Below are 25,653 nucleotides of genomic sequence, written 5' to 3' on the forward strand. Positions count from 1 at the left end.
ATCCCCCACCGAAACAAGTGGGGGAACTTATTTAATGTAGTTTACTTTCTACTTGCTGTACTACTTCTTCTGCTGAAAGTCCGTTTGCTTCGATTACTGGCCCTTCAATTATTTTATTTTGAATCCCCATTACATTTGAATCAATCCCTGTTAGAACACAAAGTGAACACCCTTTTGCATCAGATTCTTGTCGGATCTCGATAACATCATATCCTTTTTCACGAAGTGCTTGTTGAACATTTGTTAAAGATTCCTCAACCCCAATTTTCTCCATTCGCACCACCTCCTTGTAAATAATTTTTCCTCTAAAGGAGTAAAATATTCTATATGTTGTTTGCACATGATTTAGCTCTTTCATTCAAATCATGTGAATGGAGGTGAACACCATATGGGAAAACGGAAAAAAGATCCTTCCAAAGGAAAGCTGTCTTCTCCAGAAGTTGAAGGGCAAGGAACAACAAATATAGAAACTGATGGCGTAAGTGCATCATCATCACGAAAGAAAAAGAAGCGATGATAAGATAGAGCGATCGGGATTTTTCCGATCGCTTTAGACAGTTGACAAACGGACTCATAAACGACTTCGACTTGTTCTTTTTGCTGCTGACAGAAGGGGTATTTGCCTCAATACTGCCTTTGTCTACAAGCCCAAAAACGCTCCGACTGTCTTTTCACGCTAGCCCAATCGATAAAAAAAATTTTCTTTTATAACTTCGCTTGTTGACATTTTTTAATTTACATCGTATTATACCCATAAGGGTATAAAATATTACGTAAGAGGAGTGATAATAGTGTTAAAGGTTGTTTCTTCTCAATAGCATATTTTTTTACCTTTTTATATACCTGTATGGGTATAATTCGGAATGAAATCTTTTTTCTATCATAAACTAAATGGAGGTATACAAGAATGACTGCAAAAGCAATGAAAGCAAGTGAAGTAGCTAAAAAAGTTATAAACAAAGAGGAATTATTTATTTTAGACGTAAGAAACGAGGCTGATTTTGCCGATTGGAAAATCGAAGGTGAAGCAGTTACATCAATTAATACTCCTTATTTTGAGTTAATTGATGGAATTGATCCTGTACGAAATGATTTACCTAAGGATAAACCCATTTTAGTTGTTTGTGCTAAGGAAGGATCTTCAAAATTTGTTGCTGAAATGCTCGCTGAAGATGGATTTAAAGAAGTATCATATTTAGAAGGCGGAATGAAATCTTGGAGTGAGTATTTATATAAAACTAAAGTGTATCAAGATGAAAAAATAAAGGTGTACCAATTAATCCGTGTAGGAAAAGGTTGCTTATCTTATATGGTTATTTCAGGGAAGGAAGCTCTTGTTGTAGACCCAGCACGTTTCCTTGATGTGTATGAAACAATCGCAGCCGATGAAGGAGTAAAAATTACTCATATTGTTGATTCGCACTTACATGCAGACCATATTTCAGGTGGAAAACAGTTAGCTGAAAAAACAGGTGCAGCTTACTATCTTATGAAGAGTGAAGGCGCGGTGTTCGACTTTGAACCACTTGAGAACTATCATAAGATTCACTTCGAACAAGTTAACCTTGAAGTATTAGCAGTAAAAACACCAGGACATACACCTGGCAGTGTTTCTTTCTTTGTGAATGATAAATTATTATTCTCAGGAGATACTATTTTTGTAGGTGGACTTGGCCGCCCTGATTTAGGCGGAAAAGTAAGAGAATGGGCAAACGATCTTTATGATACTGTTTATGAAAAGGTTGCTACTATTGCTGATGATGTAGTTGTACTTCCAGGCCATTACGCAAGCTTAGATGAAGAAATGAATTCAAATGGCTACATCGGTGATTTACTCGGCAATATTCGTTCTCGTAACGATATGATGAAAAACAAAGGAAAAGCAGAGTTTGTCGATATGGTTGAAGCAAATGCAAACACAGAAACACCACCAAACTTTGAAGAAATCGTTGCTATCAACCGTGGGGAACTTGAAGCAGATGGTGAAAAACAGCAAGAACTAGAAATTGGACCAAACCGTTGTGCACTTCACCATACTAATTAATTTAGGTGTTTTGTAAAGGGACATTTTTCATGTCCCTTTACAGCTTTAATTGAGGAGGCTTTATTGTTTAATGAACAAATTTATTCCTGCATTTGACTGGATTCGAAATTATAACAAAACAGATTTGACAGGTGATTTGCAAGCGGGATTAATTGTCGCAATTATGCTTATTCCTCAAGGGATGGCATATGCTATGCTTGCAGGATTGCCGCCCGTAATTGGTTTATATGCATCGACAGTTCCGTTAATTATTTATGCTTTATTTGGGACATCCCGTCAATTAGCGGTTGGCCCAGTTGCAATGGTTTCTCTTTTAGTATTAGCAGGTGTATCTACGATAGCAGAGCCTGGTTCTAAAGAATATATTTCACTTGTGTTATTACTTGCACTTATGATCGGGGTTATTCAGTTTTTGATGGGGTTATTTAAGCTTGGATTTATCGTTAACTTCCTTTCACATGGTGTGATTAGTGCATTTACTTCAGCAGCAGCCATCATCATTGGGTTAAGTCAGTTAAAAGAGCTGTTGGGGATCAAGATTGAGTCAAGTAATGTCTTCGGCAAGCTTTGGGAAGTGATTAATAAGTTTACAGAAATTCACGTGACTACGTTTGTAGTTGGAATAATTAGTATCCTTTTACTTGTCGGTTTAAAAAAGTTTCTTCCAAAGGTGCCAGCTCCACTTGTAGTTGTTGTTTTAAGTACACTCTCTGTGTTTTTTTTAAATCTTGAAGAGAAGGGAGTAAAAATTGTTGGAAGCGTTCCTCAAGGTCTTCCATCACTTTCATTTCCTTCTTTTGATATGAATGCTCTTGTAGTATTACTGCCAATTGCTTTAACGATTTCGTTCGTCGGATTTATGGAATCAATTGCAATGGCAAAGGCGATTGCAGCTAAAGAGAAATATAAAGTTGATGCAAATAAAGAACTTATTGGATTAGGTTTAGCAAACGTTGGAGGGTCTTTTTTCTCAGCATATCCGGTAACTGGTGGATTTTCACGTTCAGCAGTTAACTACCAAGCAGGTGCGAGAACACCATTAGCATCGGTTATTACTGCTGTTTTAATTATTTTAACTTTATTATTTTTCACTCCTTTATTTTATTACTTACCAAAGGCAGTGTTAGCAGCAATTATTATGGTCGCTGTGTACGGATTAATCGACTTTAATGAATCGAAAGAACTGTTTAAAATTCAAAAAACGGATGGTTTTACATGGTTAATCACTTTTTTAGCTACATTAACTTTAGGGATTGAACAAGGAATTTTAATCGGAGCAGCATTTTCATTAATTATCTTTATTTGGAGAAGTGCTAATCCACATGTAGCTGAATTAGGTTTATTAGAGACAGAATCAGTGTATAAAAATATTAATCGTTATCCAAATGCAAAAATAGATCCTGAAGTATTAATATTCAGAGTAGATTCATCATTATATTTTGCAAATATGACTTTTCTCGAAGATAAATTATGTGACGCAGCTAGTAAAAAGGAACGATTAAAATGGATAATTTTAGATTTTTCGGGTGTTAACTCAATTGATGCAGTTGCCATTCATTCTTTTGAGGATTTAATTGCTAATTGCAGCAAAGGCGAAGTCAAATTTTTAGCCGCTGGAATGAAAGGCCCTGTTTTAGATTTATTTAAAAAATCTGAGATAAAAGAAAAACTCGGTAATCGGTTTAAATATCATTATTTAACGATTGATCATGCATTAAAAGACATTGGAAAGTAAGGTGACATCGGATGAATGAGCTTGAACTTAAAGAGAAGAATCACTTATTTGTAAAACAAATGAAGGATAAAAATCCATTCTTTTTTGATGAATTAAAAAAAGGACAAGCTCCCGATTACTTTGTCCTTTCTTGCAGTGATTCACGAGTAAGTCCATCTATCGTTACGCAAATGCCATTAGGGCGAATGTTTACACATCGAAATATCGCAAATCAAGTAGATGAAAACGATGGAAGCTTCTCAGCGAGTTTATTTTATGCTCTTAAGCATTTAGGAGTAAAAACAATTATCGTAAAGGGACATACTGATTGCGGCGGTGTAAAGGCAGCTTGGTCTAATAATAACGACGAAGAATTAAAGCCTTGGCTTAAAAACATCACAAAAAGTTTACCTGAAAAGGGAAGCGGAGATTACTCGATTGATACATTAACGAAGCTGAATGTCATTAAACAAGTCGAACGGATAAAAAAGCACCCAATTTATCAGCAGTACGGTGAAGGTGTAGATGTAGTCGGCTGTTTATTTCACGTTGAAAACGGAGAGCTTGAATGCGTAACATCAAGCTTTGAAAAATAAGCCTTAAAGTAAAGCAGGTTGATAAAAACAAAAAATTGTTTTTATCAACCTGCTTTTATTTTATCAATACATCTTTTCTACCTGCTTTTGCAGTTCTTCATTAGCTAAATATTCATTATATGTCATTTGTTGATCGACTAATCCCGTTGGAGTGAGTTCAAAAATTCTGTTAGCGATTGTTTGAATAAATTGATGATCATGGGATGCAAAGATAATAGAACCTTTAAATTGTATTAATCCGTTATTTAAAGCGGTAATTGATTCTAAATCTAGATGGTTCGTCGGCTCATCAAGAAGAAGGACATTCGCTCCACTTAACATCATTTTTGAGAGCATGCAACGTACTTTTTCACCGCCTGATAAAACACTCGGCTTTTTTAAAACTTCCTCTCCTGAAAATAGCATTCTTCCTAGAAAGCTTCTTAAAAAGCTATCACTTTGATCGTGAGGTGAATACTGTCGAAGCCAATCAACGAGTGTTAATTCGTCTTTTTCAAAATAACGAGAATTGTCTTTAGGAAAATACGCTTGGGAAGTAGTCACTCCCCATTTAAAGGAACCGCTGTCTTGTTCGATTTCTCCCATTAAAATTTTAAAAAGTGTTGTTTTAGCGAGTTCATTTTTTCCAACAAGAGCAATTTTATCACCTTTATTCATCATGAAACTGACGTTATCTAACACTTTCACTCCATCGATTGTTTTCGTTAAACCTTCAACTCGAAGCAAATCATTGCCAATTTCACGCTCTGGTGCAAAATGAACGTATGGATAACGGCGGGAAGAAGGTTTAATATCTTCCAATGTAATTTTGTCAAGCAGCTTTTTTCTTGATGTTGCTTGGCGAGACTTCGATGCATTGGCACTAAAACGAGCGATAAAGCTTTGTAGCTCGTTTATTTTTTCTTCTTTCTTCTTATTTGCATCTTGTGACATTTTTAAAGCAAGCTGACTAGACTCATACCAAAAATCATAGTTTCCAACGTATATTTGAATTTTACCAAAATCGAGATCAGCGATATGTGTACAAACTTTATTTAAAAAATGACGATCATGGGAAACGACAATGACTGTATTTTCAAAGTTAATTAAAAATTCCTCAAGCCATTGTATCGCCTTAATATCGAGGTGGTTTGTCGGCTCGTCTAATAATAGCACGTCTGGCTTGCCGAATAATGCTTGAGCAAGAAGCACCTTCACTTTTTCTGCTCCGTTTAACTCAGCCATCGTTTTATTATGCAGCTCTTCTTCTATACCAAGACCTTTTAATAAAATAGCTGCTTCTGATTCTGCCTCCCAACCGTTCATTTCCGCAAATTCTGCTTCAAGTTCAGCAGCTTTTATTCCATCCTCATCTGAAAAATCAGCCTTCATATAAATAGCATCTTTCTCCTGCATCACTTGATAAAGCTTTTCATGACCCATAATGACGACTTGTAGTACGTTATACTCTTCATATTCAAAGTGGTTTTGCTTTAACATTGCAAGTCTTTGTCCAGGTCCCAGGTAAACAGAGCCAGTTTGCGCCTCAATTTCTCCGGCTAAAATTTTCAAAAATGTAGATTTCCCAGCGCCGTTTGCTCCGATAAGACCATAGCAGTTGCCAGGTGTAAACTTAATATTTACATCCTCAAACAACTTTCTGTCTCCATAGCGTAAACTTACATTATTAACAGTAATCATGTATGTTTTATCCTCCATAAACCGTAATCTATCCGATTATATCTTTTTTTAGATGATGATGGTGAATACAAGCAAAAATTTGAAATATATCGTACTATAAGATATAATCTTATAGTACGATATAGAGGAGGGGTGCTTCGCTTGGACCATAAAGTAAAACTGTTAAATCAATATTGGACAGACATTTATTTTTATTTGCATTATCAGCATAAAGATAAAATTTCACATCAAGTCATTCGAATTTTGCAACTTGTAGAAAAACAAGATCAAATAGGAATAAATGAAGTCGCTTCATATATTAACGTCTCCCATAATACCGCATCAGAACATGTTAGACGAATAATAGAGAAAAACTATCTTATTAAAAGAAGGGATCCTCATGATGAAAGAAAAGTTATTCTTCATTTAACTCATTTAGGGAAGGAGGTTTTACATCGAAATACAAGCCTTGATGAGGAAAAATTAAAACAAATTCTTCAGAAATTAAGTGATGATGAAAAGGATTTGCTTGAAAAAGCGTTTAGAATATTGAGTGAAGGTGCAAAAAGATGTATATGATTGGGAAAATTATTGTATCGTCTATTATTATTGGGATTGTTACAGAAATCGCAAGAAGATTTCCTACCTATGGAGGAATTGTAGCCGCTCTTCCTTTAGTTAGTTTATTAAGTATTATTTGGCTGCATGTTCAAGGGGAACAAACAACAACATTAAGTAAATTTATCTTAGGTGTATTATTAGGGTTTCCTGCCTCTGCCGTTTTGTTATTGATTACTTACATATCGTTAAAGAACTCTATTCATTTAGTTATCTCTATTTGTTTCGGAATAGGGGGATGGTTTGCTTTTTTACTGATCCAAGAAGTGATGTTGAAATATGTAGCAGAAAAGATGTAGGAACGGACCGCGGTTAATTTACTTGATATATTAAAATAAAGCAGTTAATAATGAAGTAAATGAGCGTATCATTTGAGAATCGCCCCAGACTGGATTATACACGTTGGTTCGTTTGCCAACAGTTTGGGAAGCTTCGCATCTTTTACTGATAAAATGAAGTGCAGAAAAGAGGGAAAGATCCTTATGGAAAAATCCGAAAAGAAAAATTATCTCGGGATTTGTATCGTTGGTGGAGTATTAATTTCAATTTTAATCGCAGTTGTAGCAAAGCTTGATATGGCTACTTCTCTTATTGTTGGAACGATTATTAGTTTAGCAATCGGTAGCTGGGTTCAAGTTAAAAGCAATCAAAAAAGAGCTAACGCAAGTCATAAGACTGATTGAAAATAGTTGAAAGCGGTAAAACAGCTTGGGGCTGTCCAATAAGCCAATTTTCAGCTATTGGATGCCCCATTTTTATTGTATTTACCCTTTTGGGACAGCCCGACAAAGTTAATGATTGCATTCGCTTCGCTTCTTTTTGAGACTCGATGAAAACGCTTGAACAAGACGGAAACGAATAGAGCAGACGTTCATAAGTTTGTATGTGATGTTACGGTTTATAAATGTTATATTTTTTCATTTTATTATAAAGGGTAACTCGAGAAATTCCTAATAATTTCGCAGCGGCAGATTTATTACCGTACGTTTTTTGCAATGCAAATAAAATAGATGATTTTTCATCATGAAGTCCTGAAGGTTCTATTTCATTGATCGGACTATTCACCGGTTCATTCCGTTTCGTTAATACAAAATTACTTGGTAAGTGATCGGACTTGATAACATCTTCATCGGCTAAAATCATCATCCGTTCAATTGTATTTTTAAGCTGACGAATATTTCCGTTCCATGGAAAATGCATAAACGTTACCATCACTTCTGGATCAATAATTGGAACGGGCTTTTTATATTTTATTGAAAACTCTTTTAAAAATAATTGGATGAGTTCTGGAATGTCCTCTATTCTTTCTCTAAGAGGAGGGATATGGATAGAAACGACGTTTAAACGATAAAATAAATCTTCACGAAACAGACCCTCCTCAATCATTTCTTCTAAGTTTCGATTGGTGGCTGAAATAATTCTCACATCAATAGGGATAGGAGACGTCCCACCAACTCGGTAAAACTCTTTTTCTTGAAGAACTCGTAATAATTTAACTTGAAGTTCTAACGGCAGTTCGCCAATTTCGTCTAAAAATAACGTTCCTCCTTTTGCAACGTCAATTTTTCCAATTTTACCTTCTTTTATCGCGCCAGTAAAAGCCCCTTTTTCATAACCGAATAATTCGCTTTCAAAAAGTGCAGCGGGAATTGCACCACAGTTTAGATCAACAAACGGCTCGTTTGATCGCGGGCTTTCATTATGAATAGCTTGAGCAAATAGCTCTTTTCCGACGCCACTTTCTCCAGTAATGAGAACCGTTGCATCGGTAACAGCCACTTTTTTTGCTAAATGAATAGCAGAAGATAGCGCTTGACTTCTTCCTTTAATTTTATGAAATGAATCATCGATATGTTTCATTTCAATTTTACTTTCTAAATCGCGAATATAAGCGGTTGTTGTTGTTAGCTCATCATTCAGTTTAACGACATCAGTAATATCTCTTTCTACAGATATTCCTCCAATCAATTGGTCATCTTTCATCATTGGTAAAGTATTAATGAGCACGTGAACACCTGATTGTGGTTGATTGTATTGGCGAACGACTCCGCTTTTTTCTTTTAATGTAGACATAAGAACAACTGATTCTTCTTTGAAAAAATCAGTAATAGGCTTGCCAAGCATTTCCTCAGTTGTTGTTTCATAAAGCTCTTCAGCTTTCGGGTTCCAAGCGATTACTTTTCCTTCGTTATCAACAATTGTAATCGCATCATCAACAGCACGAAGTACCGTATCATTCAAGATAGAGAGATTTTTCCATTGATCTACAATCGCTTTTAATAATGAAGCAAATGGGATCCATCGAACAGGTTTCCCGTCATCATCAATTAACAAGATATCCTTTTGATCAGTCATATCATTAACGTCGGAAAGGAAACTATTTTTATGATATTGATTCATTTTTTCGAGATTTTCTTGCTCAGCTAACGGTAATGAAAGAGAGTAAAGTGTTATGTTGTCTTTTAACATTTACAATCACCTATTAATTGTTTAGTCATTTACAAAAGTGTAAACATCCTTACACATATTATACACTTTTGTTTACACATATTATACACTGCTCTGGAAAGAGACGAATATAATCCACATTAATGATTTGGCACGAAAATTGCATTAATAATTAATAGTATGACAATTCATTCAGAGGAGGAAAAAACATGTTACCTTACAAACATGAACCATTTACTGATTTTTCAAACAAAGAAAATATAAAAGCATTTAATGAGGCACTAGAATTTGTCAATTCTCAACTCGGAAAAGAGTATCCGCTTACAATTGGCGGTGAAAAGGTGACAACGGATGAAAAAATTGTTTCAACAAACCCAGCTAATAAAGAAGAAGTAATTGGAATTGTTTCGAAAGCAAACAAAGATTTAGCTGAAAAAGCGATGCAAGCTGCGGTTACTTCGTTTGAAACATGGAAGAAATTTAATCCAGAGACTCGTGCACATATTATTTTGCGTGCAGCAACGATGCTTCGCCACCGTAAGCATGAATTTTCAGCATATCTCGTAAAGGAAGCTGGAAAGCCGTGGAAAGAGGCGGATGCAGATACTGCTGAAGCAATTGACTTTCTCGAGTATTATTCACGACAAATGTTAAAGTTGAAAGACGGTATTCCTGTTCAAAGCCGGGAAGGAGAGCTGAATCAATTTAACTATATTCCGCTTGGAGTTGGTGTCATCATTTCACCATTTAACTTCCCGTTAGCGATCATGGCTGGAACAACAGTCGCAGCAATTGTGTCTGGAAATACTGTGTTATTAAAACCAGCTAATACTACTCCAGTCGTTGCGGCAAAATTTGTTGAATTATTAGAGGAAGCAGGGTTGCCGGCAGGAGTAGTGAACTTTATTCCAGGAAGCGGAGCGGAAATCGGCGATTATCTTGTTGATCATCCAAAAACTCGGTTTATATCATTTACTGGCTCACGAGATGTCGGTTGCCGTATATATGAGCGAGCAGCAAAAGTAAATCCTGGTCAAATTTGGCTAAAGCGTGTCATTGCTGAAATGGGTGGAAAAGATACAGTTCTTGTTGATAAAGATGCAGATTTGGATTTAGCAGCTGCTTCTATTGTATACTCAGCATTCGGCTTTTCCGGGCAAAAATGTTCTGCTGGCTCGCGGGCGGTTATTCATCAAGATGTATATGATGAAGTATTAGAAAAAGCAGTTTCCTTAACGAAAACGTTATCGCTTGGAAATCCTGAAGATGTAAACACTTACATGGGGCCTGTCATTGACAAAGCAGCATTTAACAAAATAATGAGTTACATTGAGATCGGAAAAGAAGAAGGCAAATTAATGACTGGAGGAGAAGGTGACGCTGCAAAAGGCTACTTTATTCAACCAACAATATTTGCTGATGTGAACGAAAAGGCGCGAATAATGCAGGAAGAAATTTTCGGTCCGGTTGTTGCCGTTTGTAAAGCCCAGGATTTCGATCACATGCTCGAAATTGCTAATAATACAGAATATGGATTAACGGGTGCTCTCTTATCAAATAATCGTGAGCATATTGAAAGAGCGAGAGAAGAGTTTCACGTTGGAAACTTATATTTCAATCGAGGTTGTACTGGTGCAATCGTTGGCTATCAGCCGTTTGGAGGTTTTAATATGTCTGGAACTGATTCAAAGGCTGGAGGTCCAGATTATTTAATTCTTCATATGCAAGCAAAAACAACTTCTGAAATGTTTTAAAAAATATAAGCGGGCAGTGTTTTACACTGCCCCAACAACATGGGGGGATCAACATGATAGAGACGATATCAAAAAACTTTTTCTTGCGCATATCTGAAAGTAAGTTTTTAAACAAGGCAGCACGTAAATGGGGACTTAAATTTGGAGCTGGCCAAGTAGTAGCTGGAGAAACAATTGATAGTGCAATTAAAAAAGTAAGAGAGTTAAATGATAAAGGATTAGTATGTACACTAGATCATTTAGGCGAGTTTGTCTCAAGCAAAGAAGAAGCAAGCGAAGCGACACAATATTGTATCGATACTTTAGATGCGATCGCTAAATCAGGTGTCGAGTGTAATCTCTCTGTGAAAATGACTCAGCTCGGGCTAGACATTGATAAAGATTTTTGTTTAAACAATATAAAAAAAATTGTGTCTACCGCTAAAAAGTATGATAATTTTGTTCGCATTGATATGGAAGATTCTCCTCGATGCCAAGTAACGATGGATATATTAAAAGAATTGCGAAAAGTATATGATAATGTTGGTACAGTTATCCAAGCTTATTTGTTTCGTTCGCAAAAAGATGTAGAAGATCTAGCAGGGGTTCCTCTTCGCTTAGTAAAGGGCGCTTACAAAGAACCAGCGGAGGTAGCCTTTCAGGAAAAGCAAGAAGTTGATAAAAATTATTTAAAAATCATTCAAACACATCTTTTAAGCGGAAGTTATACAGCTATAGCAAGCCATGATCATCGTATTATTGAAAAAGTAAAGGAATTTGTTGAAAGTGAAAACATTTCTCACGATCAATTTGAATTTCAAATGTTATATGGTTTTCGAAATGAGCTTCAACTCAGTTTAGTTAAAGAAGGTTATAAGGTACGAGTATACGTGCCTTATGGTGATGATTGGTTCGGTTACTTCATGCGCCGGTTAGCTGAACGGCCACAAAACGTCAGCTTTGCTTTTAAAGGATTCTTTTCTAAATAAAAAAATACAGTTAAATTTATCGTCATGTGCTTCGTTGTTAGCTCATGACTTTTTGTTTCCGCCTCTTTTTGGTCTAAGTATACATAAGATATCATTTATATAACTTAAACGAGAAATGTCATAACTAATAATGTTTCTCGTTTTTTAAAATTTTATTTGTCAAGTAATAATATGAAGTTGTTCAATATATTACATAGGTTTTAATACCTATATAATAAGAGAATTTTATTTTATACTAAACCGATTATGAACATGAAAAATATTGTTCGAAATTTAGACAAACATTTACAGATTTATTACAGATAATAATTTTTTCGACAAAATATATGTTACTCCAAATAAAATAAAGGTTCACAAAATTTTAACATTGTTAAATATTTTTCTAGAAAAATATCTTTTTGTATAGTGTTTATAGATCGTTAGAATAAAAAAAAAGATAAATATTGTCGAATATACAAATACATAAGAGCTATATATAAGTATAAATATCTTTAGAAAGTGTGATAATACCTATTTAATATAGATATTTAGCTTTATTTATCATAAATGATCAAATTTTTTTGAAAACTGGCTAAACTGGCCTTTTGTCATATTTATTCGTTCAAAATAAAACTTTATTATAAAGTTAATGGGAGTTATAGATATGTATTATGAAGGCGTCGTTTATGTTTTAACTAAAGTAAAAACAGAGAGAGAAGAGAGATTAGTTAATAGTAATTTAAAGTGATTTACTAGGCAAGCCAGAAAAGAAATACATATCAAGAAGGCTTTATAACTGAATACGAAAAACTTTTATAGTTTTGATTTTGATAGGGGGAAGAACTGTGGGTCTAATAATTACAATTTGTTTGTACTGTGTATTCTTTATTTTTCAAGCCTTATACATATTTGTCCCATTATTCACAGTAAAAGGTAATAGATTTAAAGAAAAGCTTGATAAAGAAAAAGGGATGTCGGTTCTAATTCCAGCGTATAATGAAGAAAATATTATTAAAAACTGTATTCAAGCAATCCTTCATGTCGATTATAAAAACTATGAAGCATTTATCATAAATGATGGTTCGACTGATAAAACGATGGAATTGCTTCAATCTTTATTAGTTTTAGAAACTGTAGAAAAAGAAAAAGCAGGGAAACTAAAGCATAAAAAGATAAAGGGGATCTATCAATCAACGGTATACCCAAACATTTATGTAATTGATAAGGAAAATGGTGGAAAAGCAGATTCTTTAAATGCAGGAATTGAATACGCAAAATTTGATAACATTATTACTCTAGATGCGGATAGCTCTTTAGATGTTAACTCTTTACAAGCAATAAATTCAGCTTTCCGTGACGAAAAGGTTATTGCAGCAGGAGGAATGGTTCACATCGGGCAAACGTTCCATGGTGACTATACGAATCCTAAACCATTTTTTAAAGTAAGTAATTTACTTAAATTCCAGTTTATTCAGTACTTAGCGAACTTTTATTTATATAAGATTACTCAAACAAAATTTAATGCGTTAGCAATTATTTCTGGTGCTTTTGGTGTCTTTAAAAAAGATGCATTATTCGAAGTCGGCGGTTATCGGATTACTGTTGGCGAAGATATGGATATCACAATGCGTATCCAACGGTTAATAAAAACAAAATATAAAGACCGAAAAATATTATTTATTCCAGAAGCAGTATGTTTTACAGAAGGACCCGAAACGTTAAGAGATCTATTCAAACAACGGATTCGTTGGCAGAAAGCATTTATTGACTGTATTATTATTTATGGAAAATCATTATTTACCAAATTCGGATTGAGTATGTCGTTGTTCTTGCTAGTAGACTCTTTATTGTTAGGGACTTTGACTGCTTTTCCGACACTGATTATTCCGTTCATTATATTATTTTCAGGTAATGGAGCACATTTAGCACTTATGTTGTTCTGTTTCTCTTTTAGTTTAGGAGTTTTCCAAAGTATCGTTGCGCTCATTATTACAAATAGATATGGCTATAAGTTTAAAGGATTTGATCGAGTAAGACTTAGTTTGTTTGTTCCATTTGAAATTGTCACTTATCGATTTTTAGGTGTGTTATTTAATACATTTGGAACTGTTGGTTATTTTATCAACAAAAATAGCTGGAATAAAGTAGAGCGAGTTGGCACGAACAACCAAACTTATAGCAGCGACCTCTCTTCGGATGGAAAAGTCGTTCCAATTAATCGAAACAAAAAGAAAGTTGGTTAAAAGGGAGGCATAGGAAAAATAAAAAAAGCGTTTAATTATATATTTACAACCGTTTTTCTTTTACATTTTGCTTTTTTAGGAGTGATATTTGCACTAAATTACGAGACAATTGTTCACTCGAAAGTTGCTTTTTCAATGGATAAGAAAATAAAAGTAGAACAAGATGATGAGCTTCGAGATTTTGGACCACTTAAAGAAAACGAGAAGGCGGAAAAAGTTCCTGTCTTAATGTACCATCGAATTATTGCCGATGAGGATCTCACTTCCGTACATCGTGATGAAAATGGCAAAATCTACGATACAATTGTTACTGTAAATCAATTTAAAGAACAGATGAAGTTTCTTCATGACAATAATTTTACTACATTAACGTTAAAAGAATTTGAAGCATTTATGGATAAAAAATTAGATGTGCCAGAAAAAAGTGTATATATTACTTTTGATGACGGGTTCAAAGATAATTATGCAAACGCATATCCAGTTTTAAACGAATATGGTTTTAAAGCGACTATCTTTCTCATTACGGGTAATATTGACAAAAAACCTCGAGACTACGATCCTTCAGATGCACAATACTTAAGTCATGAAGATATTACTAAAGGAAGTAACGTTTTTAATTACGCAAGTCATACACATAAGTTTCATGAAAAAGATGAAAACAATGAAGCATTTTTAGTATCAAAGGATAAAAAATCAATTACAAAGGATTTAGAAAAGAGTATTAAAATTATTGGTGATAATACCGCATTTGCTTATCCTTTTGGAGCCTATGACGATGAAACACTCGATATTTTAAAACAGCAAGGTGTTAAGATCGCCTTTACAGTAATCGACAAAGGGATGGCTCACCCGAGCGATGATTTCCTTCAAATCCCTAGAAGAGGTATATATCCTTCTACTACGATAGATATTTTTAAAAATTTAGTCACCTATGATTAAGATATAAGATATCATTTCATTTAAAGGGACAAGCAGTGCTTGTTCCTTTAAATTCCTATCCTAAATTTATCCTTTTAGTTGAAAGAAGCGAATTTTTTTTCGCGCAAACCTTGGTTTAACTAATTCATTTTTGAGCAAATGGTCGAAAAACAATGGATAGAAAGAAAGCATTGTTTCTAAGTCTTCATATAAAAAATCAGCTTTTTTAGCTACTTTATACATGTCTTTAAAAAACACTTTCGATAATAATAATTTTTCTTTATTCATCTCATATTTTGCCAAAGATCTTAAATAAATTTGCTCTTGTTTGATATGAGCCATTTCATTTTTGATCTCCTTTATTGCGAATAAATGCTTTAATGCATTTTTAGACGCAAGTGGTTTGTACGTATTAATTTGAATGAAAATATCATCTGCTAAATTTAAGACGTCATCCATTTTTTTAGTTTGCTTTGTTCGATGGTCATTTATAATATATAGTTGTTTTTCAAAGCATCCATTTTGTTTTTTTATAAGTGCTGCTTTAATAATAAGAGGGGAGTACAAAGTCGAAAAAGTTTTTTGATAATAAATTTGTAATTTTCTAACTTGTTGTTTAACGATTAAAATAATGATGGTAATTCCAATGATCAGTATAGAAATGAGTAATCCATAAATAGAAAGAGCTTGTTCCATTAAAATAACCACCTTTATTTAGTTTTGAAATGACAAAATAAAACCATTATATTGATATTTATGTTACTAATACCCGTATAGTGATATATGTAAACATTTAAAAAAATTATTTGGAGGATTTATGAAGAAATACGTATTATTCTTTTTAATATGTACAGTTGGGGCAGTGAGTTTATTAATGAAATCGTCCCCTCATAATGAAAAATATAGTGTGTCGTTTTTATATTTCGGAGAAACCGATGAATATGTTAAAATCATCGATCATACACGCGGTAATTTAAATGTGATTTCCCCCCATTATTTCGATTTAAATGATGATGGTACTCTTAAAATAACAGAAAAATATGATGATAGCTTCATAGAAAAAATGAATAGCAGGTCGATAAAAGTCGTACCGTTTATTTCAAATCATTGGGATCAGAAACTAGCAAGAAAAGCATTGAAAAAGAAGGAAAAATTAGCTGGACAACTTGCAGATTTTATTAAAGACAACAATCTTGACGGCATTTCCGTAGATTTTGAAAATTTAACAGAGACAGATAGAAACGATTATGTTGATTTTATTTCATTACTTCGTAAAAAACTTCCAAAAGATAAGGAGATTTCCGTTTGTATTCCCCCGAATCCTCATGGAAATGAAGAAGGTTACTTAGGCTCCTTTCATTATGAAAAGCTTACACCGCTCATTGATCATTATGTGTTAATGACATACGATCAAAGCTATGAAGGGAGTGAGGAAGGACCGGTTGCAAGTCTTCCCTGGGTAGAGAAATCAATTGACTATGTATTATCTCGCCAAGTTCCCCCATCAAAAATAGTAATGGGAATTCCGTTCTACGGCAGAATTTGGTCTGAGGATGGAAACTTTAAAGGTATAAGTATGGGGAACAATTTAATTCAAAAGATGATTAATAGATACCCTGCAGAAGTGTCCTATAATGAAAACCTTCAATCTCCAAAAGTAACGCTAAATATTACGGAGAATAATGAATATTTTATCAAAGGGAAATATCATATTTGGTACGAAGATCAAAAATCAATTACCGCTAAACTTAAGCTTGTCCATAAATATAATTTAAAAGGTGCAGCCAGCTGGGCATTAACACAAGAAACAGAAGAGACGTGGACTTATTTTAAGGATGTATTAAATAATCAACAATAAAAAGGGAAGAGAAACACTCCCTTTTTTTAATATTAATTCATAGTTGACATATGGGAATTATATGATTATAATCATTTTTAATATTAAAAAAAGCTGAATGGTCAACCATAGGCACCTGTAAAATGCAGGGGCCTTTTTTGTTCCATTTTAAAGGGGGAATAAGATAGCGAAAGCTAAATAGAAAAACATGTTTGTCGATGTAGCAAAATCGTAACATTTTCATTCATAACATTCAAATCGGAGAAAAAAGACATTACTAGAAAAAGAGTAAACAAACACAAATTACGTTCATGCATTCGCAAGGATCATGGCAGCAATCAAAACGATTGGTGGGGAGAATATAAAATGGCAGAAAATTACCGGTTAGCAACTTTAAACGATGCAGAAAATCTTTTACAGCTAACATTGAGAGCTTATGAACCAATTCGCGAGCTTGATTTGAAATTTCCAGCAGCAACCGCAAATATTGATTTAGTGCAACAAAATATTGATAAAAACGCTTGTTATTTATTGGAGGTGGATGGAGAACTTGTTGCAACAATTACGATTCAGTTCCCTTGGGGAGACAACTCAGTCAAGCTGGATATTCCTTATATTTGGTGGTTCGCTGTAGATCCAGGTTGGGGAAAGCAAGGCTTCGGTTCGAAATTATTAGCATGGACGGAACTATACATTAGGGATAATCTTAAAGCTCCAGCAGTTTCATTGGCGACATCTGATCGTCACCCGTGGCTTGTAGCAATGTATGAGCGAAAAGGGTATGAACGGGCTTTTGAAAAGGATTTTGGCAAAGATGGAAAAGTTGTTTATCTTAAAAAGGTTCTTCGCCCGAAGGCTATACAACAGCAACTTATAAAAGAATAAAAAATACTGATTCAAACAGGAGGGGGAAGAGATCATGGGGGAATTATTTTTACCTAATTTAGAAAAAAAGCTGGTGAGTATTCGCCGTAAACTTCATCAATATCCAGAGTTATCTAATGAAGAATTTGAAACAACAAACGATCAAAAAAGCTGGCTTGAGGAAGTCGGAATTGAAATAGTCGAATCAAGCTTAAAAACAGGGGTAATAGCAGAAATATCCGGAAAAAAGAAAGCACCGATTGTTGCTGTCCGTGCTGATATTGATGCTCTTCCGATTACTGAGGAGACAGGGCTATCTTTTGCATCAAAGATCCATGGTAAGATGCACGCTTGCGGACATGATTATCATACAGCTGCTTTAATAGGCGCGGCGTATTTATTGAAACAAAAGGAATGTGACTTAAAGGGAACGGTCCGATTTATTTTTCAACCTGCTGAAGAAATCGGCGGAGGGGCTTTAAAAGTATTAGCATCAGGAGCTTTAAAAAATGTCTCAGCTATTTTAGGTTTACACAACAAACCGGATTTGCCAGTCGGAACAGTCGGGATTAAATCAGGGGCTCTAATGGCAAGTGTTGACCATTTTGAAATTAAAATTGAAGGGATTGGGACACATGCAGCGGTTCCTCATGCAGGGATTGATCCGATTGTGACAGCTTCCGAAATGATTATGGCACTACAAACAATTGTGAGCAGGAAATTAAGCCCGTTTCACAACGTTGTCATCAGTGTTGCTCAAATCAGATCTGGACATACATGGAACGTAATTTCTAATAGTGCACATCTCGAAGGAACAGTACGCACGTTTCAAGAAGACATTCGTGAAAAAATACCAGGGCTTATGAAGCAAATTATTGAAGGGGTGGCAGTAGCACATGGAGCGCGAGCTGTTCTTCGCTGGTATCCAGGTCCTCCTCCAGTTAATAATGATGAAAAACTGACTAAGCTAGCGATCAAAACAGCAGAAAAATTAAAGTTGAAAGTTGTTGATCCTATTCCATCAATGGCAGGGGAAGACTTTGCCTTTTACCAAAAAGAAGTTCCTAGTTCGTTTGTATTTATGGGAACATCGGGAACAAAAGAATGGCACCATCCAGCGTTCACCCTTGATGAACGGGCTTTATCAATTAGTGCTCATTATCTAAAAAAAGTAGCAGTAAGTACTTTAACTGAATTTAATGTTTCAAGTGATGACGACGGAATGGAGTGAGAACGTGGAAAAACAGAGACTTTTCTCTTTGCTGCTCATCGGATTCATTATTTTATCCGGATGCGGTAATGGTTCTAGCGTGACATCAAACGATGATAAAGAAGCTGAAACTACTTTAAAGGTTGGAGCATCCTCAACAATTCTCGAGTTTATTAAGCCTATTCTTAAAGAGGAAGGATAAAAAATTTAAGTTTATCCCGTAGATGGACCACTGCTTACTCGTGCGTTAGATGATGTCGAGCTATCAATCATCAATACAAACTATTGTTTAGAAGCGGGTCTTAATCCGAAAGAAGACGCACTTATCATTGAAAACGATCAATCTCCATATGTAAATATTTTAGTTTCACGTTCTGACAGTAAAAACTCTCATGCAATCCAAAAACTAGCGAAAGCGTTAACGAGTGAAAATGGAAGAGAATTTATTGAAGAGCCATATGATGGAGCGGTTGTTCCGGCGTTTTGACTATTTTATACCAAATTTAAATAAAGGCTGGGGAAACAATTTGATTGAATTTCAACATGTGTCAAAGGTGTTTGAAAATAATGGTCGAAAGGTGGAAGCGTTAAAAGATATTAATTTAACAGTAGAAAAAGGAGATATCTTTGGTGTAATTGGCTTTAGCGGTGCTGGAAAAAGCACCTTAATTAGAACCGTCAACTTACTTGAAAAGCCGACTTCTGGGAGAGTTGTTGTCGATGGTCAAAATTTAGCAAATTTATCAAAAAAAGAGCTACAAAAGGCGAAGAAAAATATCGGGATGATTTTTCAACATTTTAACTTACTTTCGACGAAAACTGTATTCGATAACGTGGCTATGCCGCTTTTGTTAAGCAAAACACCGAAAAATACGATTAAAAAACGAGTTCAACAGTTATTAACATTTGTTGGTTTAGCCGATAAAGCGAAAAACTATCCAAACCAACTGTCTGGAGGACAAAAACAACGGGTAGGGATCGCTCGTGCCCTTGCTGCAAACCCGTCCATTCTTTTATGTGATGAGGCAACTTCAGCTTTAGATCCGGAAACAACGACGTCTATTTTACAGCTTTTAAAAAAAATTAATAAAGAATACGAGATTACGATTTTAATGATTACACATGAAATGGAGGTTATCAAACAAATATGCAATCGTGTTGCCGTCATGGAAAGCGGTCAAGTAATAGAAGCCAGCTCGATTATCGATCTATTTTCAAACCCTAAAACTGAAACTGCAAAAAACTTTGTCCATTCAGTCATAAAAAATGAGATTCTTCAAAGTGTTTTGAATAACACGAATACAAATGGGAAGAATAGTAGACTTTATCACGTTAAATTTATAGGGGAATGCTCTAGTAAACCGATTTTCTCACAAGTGGCAAAAACATTTGCAGTAGACGTCAATATCCTTTTCGGAAATATTACCGATTTGCGAGGAGTTCCGTTCGGCAGTTTAACTGTTGAACTGCAAGGAGATGAAGCGGAGATTGTCCGAGCCTATGAATATATTATAAAGCAAAATGGAATCGCGGTCGAGGTGGTTAATGATGGAAGTTAGTGTAGAGCTTATTTTGCAATCGGTATGGGAAACACTTTACATGGTAAGTATTTCACTAATTTTTGGATCGATCATCGGTCTATTGCTTGGAGTTTTGCTAGTCGTTACTCGCAAAGGGCATATTCTTGAAAATAAATATATCTTTTCAATTTTGAATCCGATCGTCAATATTTTTCGTTCCATTCCTTTCATTATTTTACTTGTAGCGATTATTCCGTTTACTCGGTTTATTGTCGGAACATCAATTGGAACTACAGCAGCAATTGTTCCTCTCGTTCTTCATATCGGTCCTTATATTTCACGTCTAATTGAAAATTCGCTACTTGAGGTTGATAAAGGAATTATTGAAAGTGCTCAAGCGATGGGGGCTACCCCGTTTCAAAAAATGTTTCGCTTTTTGTTTCCAGAAGCATTTGCTTCGATTGTTCTCAGTATTACAACGGCAACAATTGGATTAATCGGTGCAACAGCGATGGCAGGAGCTGTTGGCGGCGGTGGTCTTGGAGATTTGGCTATTACGTATGGATATCAGCGGTTTAGCACGCTGACGATTATCGTTACAGTTGTCATTCTTGTTTTACTCGTTCAATGCGTGCAAATGCTCGGAAATTTCCTTGAACGGAAAATGAGAAGAAAATAACACGGAGGGCTTCGCAATGAAAAAATGTTCGTTTTCTTTTTTAATTATAATGTTAACTTTGAGTTTAATCGGTTGTGGCAAGTCTGTAGAAGGGGATACGAAGAAAGTGAAAGTTGGAATAAGAAGTTCAGAGCTTCGCACGTGGGAATTTATTAAGGAAAAAGCACTTAAAGAAGGACTAGAGATTGAAATTGTAAATTTTAACGCTTCAGTTGATCCTAATCAAGTGCTGCTTGAAGGAGATATAGATGTGAATGCTTTTCAACATATTGCCTATTTAACAAGCTTTAATGAAAAAAATGGCGCTGATATCGTCCCAATTGGTACGACGCTTATTGCTCCATTAGGACTTTATTCAACGAAAATTAAGTCAATTGATGACATTCCAAATAATGCAAAGATTGCTGTACCAAATGATACAACAAACTGGGGTCGAGCTTTATTACTTCTACAAGAAGCAGGGTTAATTAAAGTCGTCGACGACTTTGACGGTAATGGAGGGGAAGATAAGATAAAAGACAATCCAAAAAATATTCACATCGTCCCAGTCGATGGAGCAACGACTCCGAGGGTGATGGAGGATGTTGATGCTTCAATTATTAACAATGGTGTTGCCGTAGAAGCTGGTTTATTACTTAAAGATGCGATCATACATGAAAGCAAAACGGCAAAGCCTTATATTAATGTCATTGCTGCACGTAAGGAAGATCAACATCGGAAAGAGCTGAAAAAGCTTGTTGAGCTATATCAGACAGAAGAGGTTGAAAATTTCATGAAGAAAACATATAACGGAAACTATATTCCTATATTTATTCCTTTAGAGGAATTAAACTCATTCAAGGAAACTTTTAAAAATTAATCGTATAGGAGGAGCAGGATTGAAGAAGAAAAAACAAATGATATTAGCTGCGTATTTAATTGGAACAGGAATGCATGTCGCTTCTTGGCGTCATCCCGAGTCAGAGCCAAGCGCAAGTATCGATGTAGAACATTATATAAAACTAGCCAAAATTGCCGAAAAAGGAAAGTTTGATATCGCTTTTATTGCTGATAGTTTAGCGATTAATGCAGAGTCCCATCCGAATATTTTGAACCGATTTGATCCAGCTATTTTAATTACGGCTCTTGCAAGGGCAACGGTTAAAATTGGTGTAGTAGCAACGGCTTCAACATCATATAGTGAGCCTTATATAATTGCTAGGCAGTTTGCCTCTGTCGATCATATAAGCAATGGCCGGGCTGGCTGGAATGTAGTCACGACAGGAGATGCAACTGGTGCTACCCCGCAACGGTTGCAAAACGTGCGAAAGATGGCTACATTATTACAGGGCGTAAAGCATTTGCTACTCTTGCACCAGTCCTTCATCATTTTACAATTAATGCATATTTAGAGGATGAAGATACGATAGCTGAATTTTTAATTATAAAAAATGAGCAAGTGAAAATAATTGAAACTTGGAATTCAATCGGTATGAGGGGAACTGGAAGCCACGATATCGAGCTCAATCATGTGTTCGTCCCAGAAGAGGCATTATTGTCACGACTTGATCAAAATGATCATCATCGTTTTACTGCGGACAGCCGGGCTTATTCTCTCCTAATTCCTGCTGTATATTTAGGAATTGCCCATTCGGCGCGCCAATTTATTTTAGATTTTGCAACATCTGAATATTCTAATAGTCTGGGCGCTCCAATCTGTCATGCTTCTCACGTTCAAGAAAAACTCGGTCAAATCGAATTTTTATTAAAATCCTCTCGAACGATTTTATATGCCATTGCAGAAAAATGGGAGCAGCACTCAGAATTTAAACATTGTTTTTCAGATGAAGTGAGTATTGCTAAATACTTTGTATGTAACAACGCGATTAAAATTGTTGAATTAGCAATGCGGATCGCTGGCGGCCATGGATTATTAAAAAGTTATAAGTTAGAAAGGCTATTTCGCGACGTGCAATGCGGTCCATTTAATCCGCCTCAAGATGATATGATTATTCATCAGCTTGCAAAATCAGCATTAACAAATATTAATTCCGACTTGACATATATGAAATAATGGTATTAAATATGGATAAAAGATTTTAAATTTTACCAGTTTCATATAAACATGAACGGCAAACTTTCAAATAGCACAAGAAGGGAGGGAATTGGAGATGAAAGAAAAGCATAAAGTAATCAAAGGTGCAGAATCATTTTCTTTTCCAGGAAACGAGATTGGGGTTCTCATCATACATGGTTTTATCGGCACTCCCCAAAGTATGAGCTTTTTAGGAGTGAAACTTGCTCAGCTGGTTTACAACTGTAGAAAAGGCATATATAGCATTAAAGCAGCAGTGTACTTATATTTTCATTGTTGGCCAGTCAATGGGTGGAACGTTAGCGCTTATGCTTGCTAATAAATATAAAGATATTGCCGGAATTATTTTAATTAATCCCGCTTTATCAATCCCGAAATACGAGCATCTAATAAAAGAAAAAACAAACAAGCCCTATATTAATGAAAGCAAACCCGATATAAATAAAAAGGGAGTTTATGAAATTACCTACGATAAAGTTCCACTAAGCGCTATTTACGAACTGCAAAAATTAATGAAACAAACAAGAACTTTGTTGCCGAGCATCACTTGCCCAGTACTTTGTTTTAAATCAAAAGAGGACCATGTCGTTCCTCCTGAAAACAGTGATGCTATCATCGAACAAATTGCTTCAATTGAAAAGAAAGTCGTTGTTCTTCATCATTCGTTTCATGTTGCTTCAATGGATAACGACAAACAACAAATTGTTAAAGATAGTCATCAATTTATTTGTCAGCAAACTTTAAGTTTAAACACAATAGTTTAGAAAGGAGAATGCTTAAATGAGAGAGCAAGATCAAGAAAAAATTAAATATATTTTAGACTTGCTCAATGAATTAGAATATGGTTCATTAGTGATCACAGTACATGACGGACAGATTACTCAAGTTGACAGCACTACGAAAATGCGTTTTACAATCAATAAAAAACGAGAACTAAAAAACTCTCTCAAGTATGGTTAATACATTTAACGTGTAGGGAAAAAGAAGATACTTTTTTCTCCTTACACGTTTTTCATACTTGTTCATTTATTAATGTTAAAAGCCAAGCTTTTAAATCGACAATGCGTGAATATTTAGGTGAAGAATGAGTGCCTGTTACAATCATAGGCACGAGTGAATCCTGTTTATGCAAACCTCCATGGCTTGCACCGCCAACATTAGTAGGCGAGCCTTCACCGATAAATTCAAACCCAGGCTTTGCACTTAAAACAAGATAACTTCCTTCATGGGAAATAACTGCGCTATATAATCTTGCTAACGCATCAGGATAGCGATTATACTTAACCTCATTGTTTCTAATTAATAAATCTAAAATACTTGCTTCTCCTGTTATACTCCACGATTGCTCGTATTGATCTTTGTATTTTCCTTCCGGCTTGAAGTTAAGTCGTCCAGCTTTTACACTAGATATGACGTGAACAAAATCTGTCTCCTTCCAAGCGATCATATCAATCCTCTTATCCTTTTGTAAAACCTTTGCGATCTTTTGTAATGGTAATTGTGACGGATTTAATGAGTAAATAAACGCCATTCGTTCATTTACACCAAGAACAATTTCATCCTCTTTCTTTACTCCATCCTTTAATTTCATTATTCGGTAAGAATGAAGTAATCTTCTCAAATCTATTAAAGCTTTTTTCCGCACAGCATGAATCGGTGCTTGACCGCTGTCACCCATAATAATCCAAATGTTTTCTGTTAATGCTTCCTTCCAAGAAGGATAAGTATTCAATATTTTTTGAAGTTGCCGGTCAACTTTATTCACACCTTTTATATATAGTGGCCCGTTTTTATGAACATCTTTATCAAGATTAGGCAAGTAGACAATTGTAAATTCGGGAAGTAAGTCGTTATGAATAAGATAGTTCAATTCTTGAACTGAAAACGCATCGTTAAAACCATACTTTTGCCAAAAATGATTATTTCGTTTTAGTTGACTAAACTGAGATAAAGCTCCATAAGTAAATAACGACGGCCCATTTGTCGGCCAGTTGATATTAAATGATTTAAATAATGTAAACAGTTTAGGCAGCTTTAATTGATATTGATCATTTCCACGATACATAAGTGTATTAATAGAAGCAGATTGTTTTCCGAGATGAGCTAGCTCTTCATGAATTGTTTTTACGTTTTTGCCTAAATGATCGTTGTTTAAATGAATCAGAATATCTTTAACTGAACGTGTAAGACCTAGCTTTAAAAGTTCCCTTACATGACTCCCGTAATTAATTAAGCGATTTTCTTCTTTACTGAACCATACTAATCCAGGAAGTCGATGGATATCCCCATATGTCCCAGTTAATAACGTACTATCAATATTAACCGACATCGTTGGAAAAGAACTAACAACAGCTGGATAAAGCTTACCGTGTTCAATAAAAAACTTTAGTGCAGGCGCATGTCCATGATTTACTGCCTGTTGTAAAGGTGCATTCATTAACGAATCAATTACAAGCATAATGACATGTTTTTTCTGATCATTTTTCATTTTTAAAACCCATCCGTTTCTTCATAAAATGAAACCTTCG

26 protein-coding genes and 2 pseudogenes are annotated in these 25,653 nt (G+C 35.0%); 23 read left to right on the forward strand and 5 right to left on the reverse strand.

Going from position 1 to position 25,653, the window contains the following annotated elements:
- Nucleotides 1-31 precede the first annotated feature (31 nt).
- Nucleotides 32-274: a YkuS family protein gene (locus tag K6959_RS08480; RefSeq protein WP_163239627.1), complete on the reverse strand. Its 243-nt coding sequence runs from the start codon at nucleotides 272-274 to the stop codon at nucleotides 32-34.
- Nucleotides 275-388: 114 nt separating this feature from the next.
- On the opposite strand from K6959_RS08480, the gene K6959_RS08485 reads away from it, so the two are divergent.
- The 4 genes from K6959_RS08485 (at nucleotide 389) to K6959_RS08500 (ending at nucleotide 4,354) form a co-directional block, all read left to right on the forward strand.
- Complete coding sequence (locus K6959_RS08485; protein ID WP_163239625.1) at nucleotides 389-517, forward strand: YuzL family protein; 129 nt, start codon at nucleotides 389-391, stop codon at nucleotides 515-517.
- A 390-nt stretch (nucleotides 518-907) separates the two neighbouring features.
- Nucleotides 908-2,044, forward strand: a complete 1,137-nt coding sequence (locus tag K6959_RS08490; RefSeq protein ID WP_223088173.1) for an MBL fold metallo-hydrolase — start codon at nucleotides 908-910, stop codon at nucleotides 2,042-2,044.
- A gap of 70 nt (nucleotides 2,045-2,114) precedes the next feature.
- The gene (locus tag K6959_RS08495) at nucleotides 2,115-3,779 is read left to right on the forward strand and encodes a SulP family inorganic anion transporter (protein WP_223088175.1); all 1,665 of its coding nucleotides are present in this window, start codon (nucleotides 2,115-2,117) and stop codon (nucleotides 3,777-3,779) included.
- A gap of 11 nt (nucleotides 3,780-3,790) precedes the next feature.
- Entirely contained in the window at nucleotides 3,791-4,354 is a 564-nt protein-coding gene (locus tag K6959_RS08500; protein WP_163239619.1) for a carbonic anhydrase, read from the forward strand.
- Between the two features lie 63 nt (nucleotides 4,355-4,417).
- On the opposite strand, the gene K6959_RS08505 is transcribed toward K6959_RS08500, so the two are convergent.
- A complete protein-coding gene (locus tag K6959_RS08505; protein ID WP_223088176.1) occupies nucleotides 4,418-6,034 on the reverse strand; it encodes an ABC-F family ATP-binding cassette domain-containing protein in 1,617 nt (538 codons plus the stop codon).
- Nucleotides 6,035-6,175: 141 nt separating this feature from the next.
- Between K6959_RS08505 and K6959_RS08510 the strand changes: the two genes are divergently transcribed.
- From K6959_RS08510 to K6959_RS08520, 3 genes are all read left to right on the forward strand, one after another.
- Nucleotides 6,176-6,592, forward strand: a complete 417-nt coding sequence (locus tag K6959_RS08510) for a MarR family winged helix-turn-helix transcriptional regulator (RefSeq protein WP_163239615.1) — start codon at nucleotides 6,176-6,178, stop codon at nucleotides 6,590-6,592.
- Nucleotides 6,583-6,930 (forward strand): DUF3147 family protein, encoded by a 348-nt coding sequence (locus K6959_RS08515; RefSeq protein ID WP_163239613.1) that lies wholly within the window; start codon nucleotides 6,583-6,585, stop codon nucleotides 6,928-6,930. The genes K6959_RS08510 and K6959_RS08515 overlap by 10 nt, the downstream gene beginning before the upstream one ends.
- A 183-nt stretch (nucleotides 6,931-7,113) precedes the next feature.
- Nucleotides 7,114-7,314, forward strand: coding sequence for a hypothetical protein (locus tag K6959_RS08520; RefSeq protein WP_163239611.1), 201 nt, complete (start codon nucleotides 7,114-7,116; stop codon nucleotides 7,312-7,314).
- A gap of 208 nt (nucleotides 7,315-7,522) precedes the next feature.
- On the opposite strand, the gene K6959_RS08525 is transcribed toward K6959_RS08520, so the two are convergent.
- Entirely contained in the window at nucleotides 7,523-9,100 is a 1,578-nt protein-coding gene (locus K6959_RS08525; protein WP_163239609.1) for a sigma-54 interaction domain-containing protein, read from the reverse strand.
- 188 nt (nucleotides 9,101-9,288) lie between these two features.
- Between K6959_RS08525 and pruA the strand changes: the two genes are divergently transcribed.
- The 4 genes from pruA to K6959_RS08545 all read left to right on the forward strand — a co-directional run bounded on the left by pruA (nucleotide 9,289) and on the right by K6959_RS08545 (nucleotide 14,962).
- Nucleotides 9,289-10,833 (forward strand): L-glutamate gamma-semialdehyde dehydrogenase, encoded by a 1,545-nt coding sequence (pruA, locus tag K6959_RS08530; RefSeq protein ID WP_163239607.1) that lies wholly within the window; start codon nucleotides 9,289-9,291, stop codon nucleotides 10,831-10,833.
- Between the two features lie 53 nt (nucleotides 10,834-10,886).
- Complete coding sequence (locus tag K6959_RS08535) at nucleotides 10,887-11,801, forward strand: proline dehydrogenase family protein (RefSeq protein WP_223088178.1); 915 nt, start codon at nucleotides 10,887-10,889, stop codon at nucleotides 11,799-11,801.
- Between the two features lie 824 nt (nucleotides 11,802-12,625).
- Nucleotides 12,626-14,023: a glycosyltransferase family 2 protein gene (locus tag K6959_RS08540; RefSeq protein ID WP_223088179.1), complete on the forward strand. Its 1,398-nt coding sequence runs from the start codon at nucleotides 12,626-12,628 to the stop codon at nucleotides 14,021-14,023.
- A 135-nt stretch (nucleotides 14,024-14,158) separates the two neighbouring features.
- On the forward strand, nucleotides 14,159-14,962 hold the full coding sequence (locus K6959_RS08545) for a polysaccharide deacetylase family protein (protein WP_223088180.1): 804 nt from the start codon (nucleotides 14,159-14,161) through the stop codon (nucleotides 14,960-14,962).
- Between the two features lie 66 nt (nucleotides 14,963-15,028).
- Here the strand turns inward: K6959_RS08545 and K6959_RS08550 are convergent, their stop codons facing one another.
- Nucleotides 15,029-15,637, reverse strand: a complete 609-nt coding sequence (locus K6959_RS08550) for a hypothetical protein (protein WP_223088182.1) — start codon at nucleotides 15,635-15,637, stop codon at nucleotides 15,029-15,031.
- Nucleotides 15,638-15,758: 121 nt separating this feature from the next.
- Here K6959_RS08550 and K6959_RS08555 point away from each other — a divergent pair, with 121 nt between their 5' ends.
- The 12 genes and pseudogenes from K6959_RS08555 to K6959_RS08610 all read left to right on the forward strand — a co-directional run bounded on the left by K6959_RS08555 (nucleotide 15,759) and on the right by K6959_RS08610 (nucleotide 24,085).
- Nucleotides 15,759-16,799 carry a glycosyl hydrolase family 18 protein gene (locus tag K6959_RS08555; RefSeq protein WP_163239597.1) on the forward strand — a complete coding sequence of 347 codons (1,041 nt, stop codon included), beginning with the start codon at nucleotides 15,759-15,761 and terminating at the stop codon, nucleotides 16,797-16,799.
- Between the two features lie 345 nt (nucleotides 16,800-17,144).
- The gene (locus K6959_RS08560; protein WP_163239594.1) at nucleotides 17,145-17,663 is read left to right on the forward strand and encodes a GNAT family N-acetyltransferase; all 519 of its coding nucleotides are present in this window, start codon (nucleotides 17,145-17,147) and stop codon (nucleotides 17,661-17,663) included.
- A 34-nt stretch (nucleotides 17,664-17,697) separates the two neighbouring features.
- Nucleotides 17,698-18,873: an amidohydrolase gene (locus K6959_RS08565; RefSeq protein ID WP_223088184.1), complete on the forward strand. Its 1,176-nt coding sequence runs from the start codon at nucleotides 17,698-17,700 to the stop codon at nucleotides 18,871-18,873.
- 4 nt (nucleotides 18,874-18,877) lie between these two features.
- Nucleotides 18,878-19,054: a hypothetical protein gene (locus K6959_RS08570; RefSeq protein WP_163239591.1), complete on the forward strand. Its 177-nt coding sequence runs from the start codon at nucleotides 18,878-18,880 to the stop codon at nucleotides 19,052-19,054.
- Nucleotides 19,055-19,072: 18 nt separating this feature from the next.
- Nucleotides 19,073-19,339, forward strand: a pseudogene (locus K6959_RS08575) (MetQ/NlpA family ABC transporter substrate-binding protein); the annotation flags it as partial.
- A gap of 40 nt (nucleotides 19,340-19,379) precedes the next feature.
- Nucleotides 19,380-20,411, forward strand: coding sequence for a methionine ABC transporter ATP-binding protein (locus tag K6959_RS08580; protein WP_163239822.1), 1,032 nt, complete (start codon nucleotides 19,380-19,382; stop codon nucleotides 20,409-20,411).
- Entirely contained in the window at nucleotides 20,401-21,051 is a 651-nt protein-coding gene (locus K6959_RS08585) for a methionine ABC transporter permease (protein ID WP_223088186.1), read from the forward strand. The genes K6959_RS08580 and K6959_RS08585 overlap by 11 nt, the downstream gene beginning before the upstream one ends.
- Nucleotides 21,052-21,067: 16 nt before the next feature.
- Nucleotides 21,068-21,910 (forward strand): MetQ/NlpA family ABC transporter substrate-binding protein, encoded by an 843-nt coding sequence (locus K6959_RS08590; protein ID WP_163239586.1) that lies wholly within the window; start codon nucleotides 21,068-21,070, stop codon nucleotides 21,908-21,910.
- 37 nt (nucleotides 21,911-21,947) lie between these two features.
- Nucleotides 21,948-22,334, forward strand: a pseudogene (locus K6959_RS08595) (LLM class flavin-dependent oxidoreductase); the annotation flags it as partial.
- 38 nt (nucleotides 22,335-22,372) lie between these two features.
- A complete protein-coding gene (locus K6959_RS08600) occupies nucleotides 22,373-23,104 on the forward strand; it encodes an acyl-CoA dehydrogenase family protein (protein WP_394373036.1) in 732 nt (243 codons plus the stop codon).
- A gap of 224 nt (nucleotides 23,105-23,328) precedes the next feature.
- Entirely contained in the window at nucleotides 23,329-23,889 is a 561-nt protein-coding gene (locus tag K6959_RS08605) for an alpha/beta hydrolase (RefSeq protein ID WP_316252539.1), read from the forward strand.
- A 16-nt stretch (nucleotides 23,890-23,905) separates the two neighbouring features.
- Nucleotides 23,906-24,085 (forward strand): YezD family protein, encoded by a 180-nt coding sequence (locus K6959_RS08610; RefSeq protein ID WP_163239585.1) that lies wholly within the window; start codon nucleotides 23,906-23,908, stop codon nucleotides 24,083-24,085.
- Nucleotides 24,086-24,137: 52 nt separating this feature from the next.
- Here the strand turns inward: K6959_RS08610 and K6959_RS08615 are convergent, their stop codons facing one another.
- Nucleotides 24,138-25,613: an alkaline phosphatase family protein gene (locus K6959_RS08615; RefSeq protein WP_223088188.1), complete on the reverse strand. Its 1,476-nt coding sequence runs from the start codon at nucleotides 25,611-25,613 to the stop codon at nucleotides 24,138-24,140.
- Between the last annotated feature and the right edge of the window lie 40 nt (nucleotides 25,614-25,653).

The organism is Bacillus aquiflavi (assembly GCF_019915265.1).
Taxonomy (GTDB): domain Bacteria; phylum Bacillota; class Bacilli; order Bacillales; family Cytobacillaceae; genus Bacillus_BT; species Bacillus_BT aquiflavi.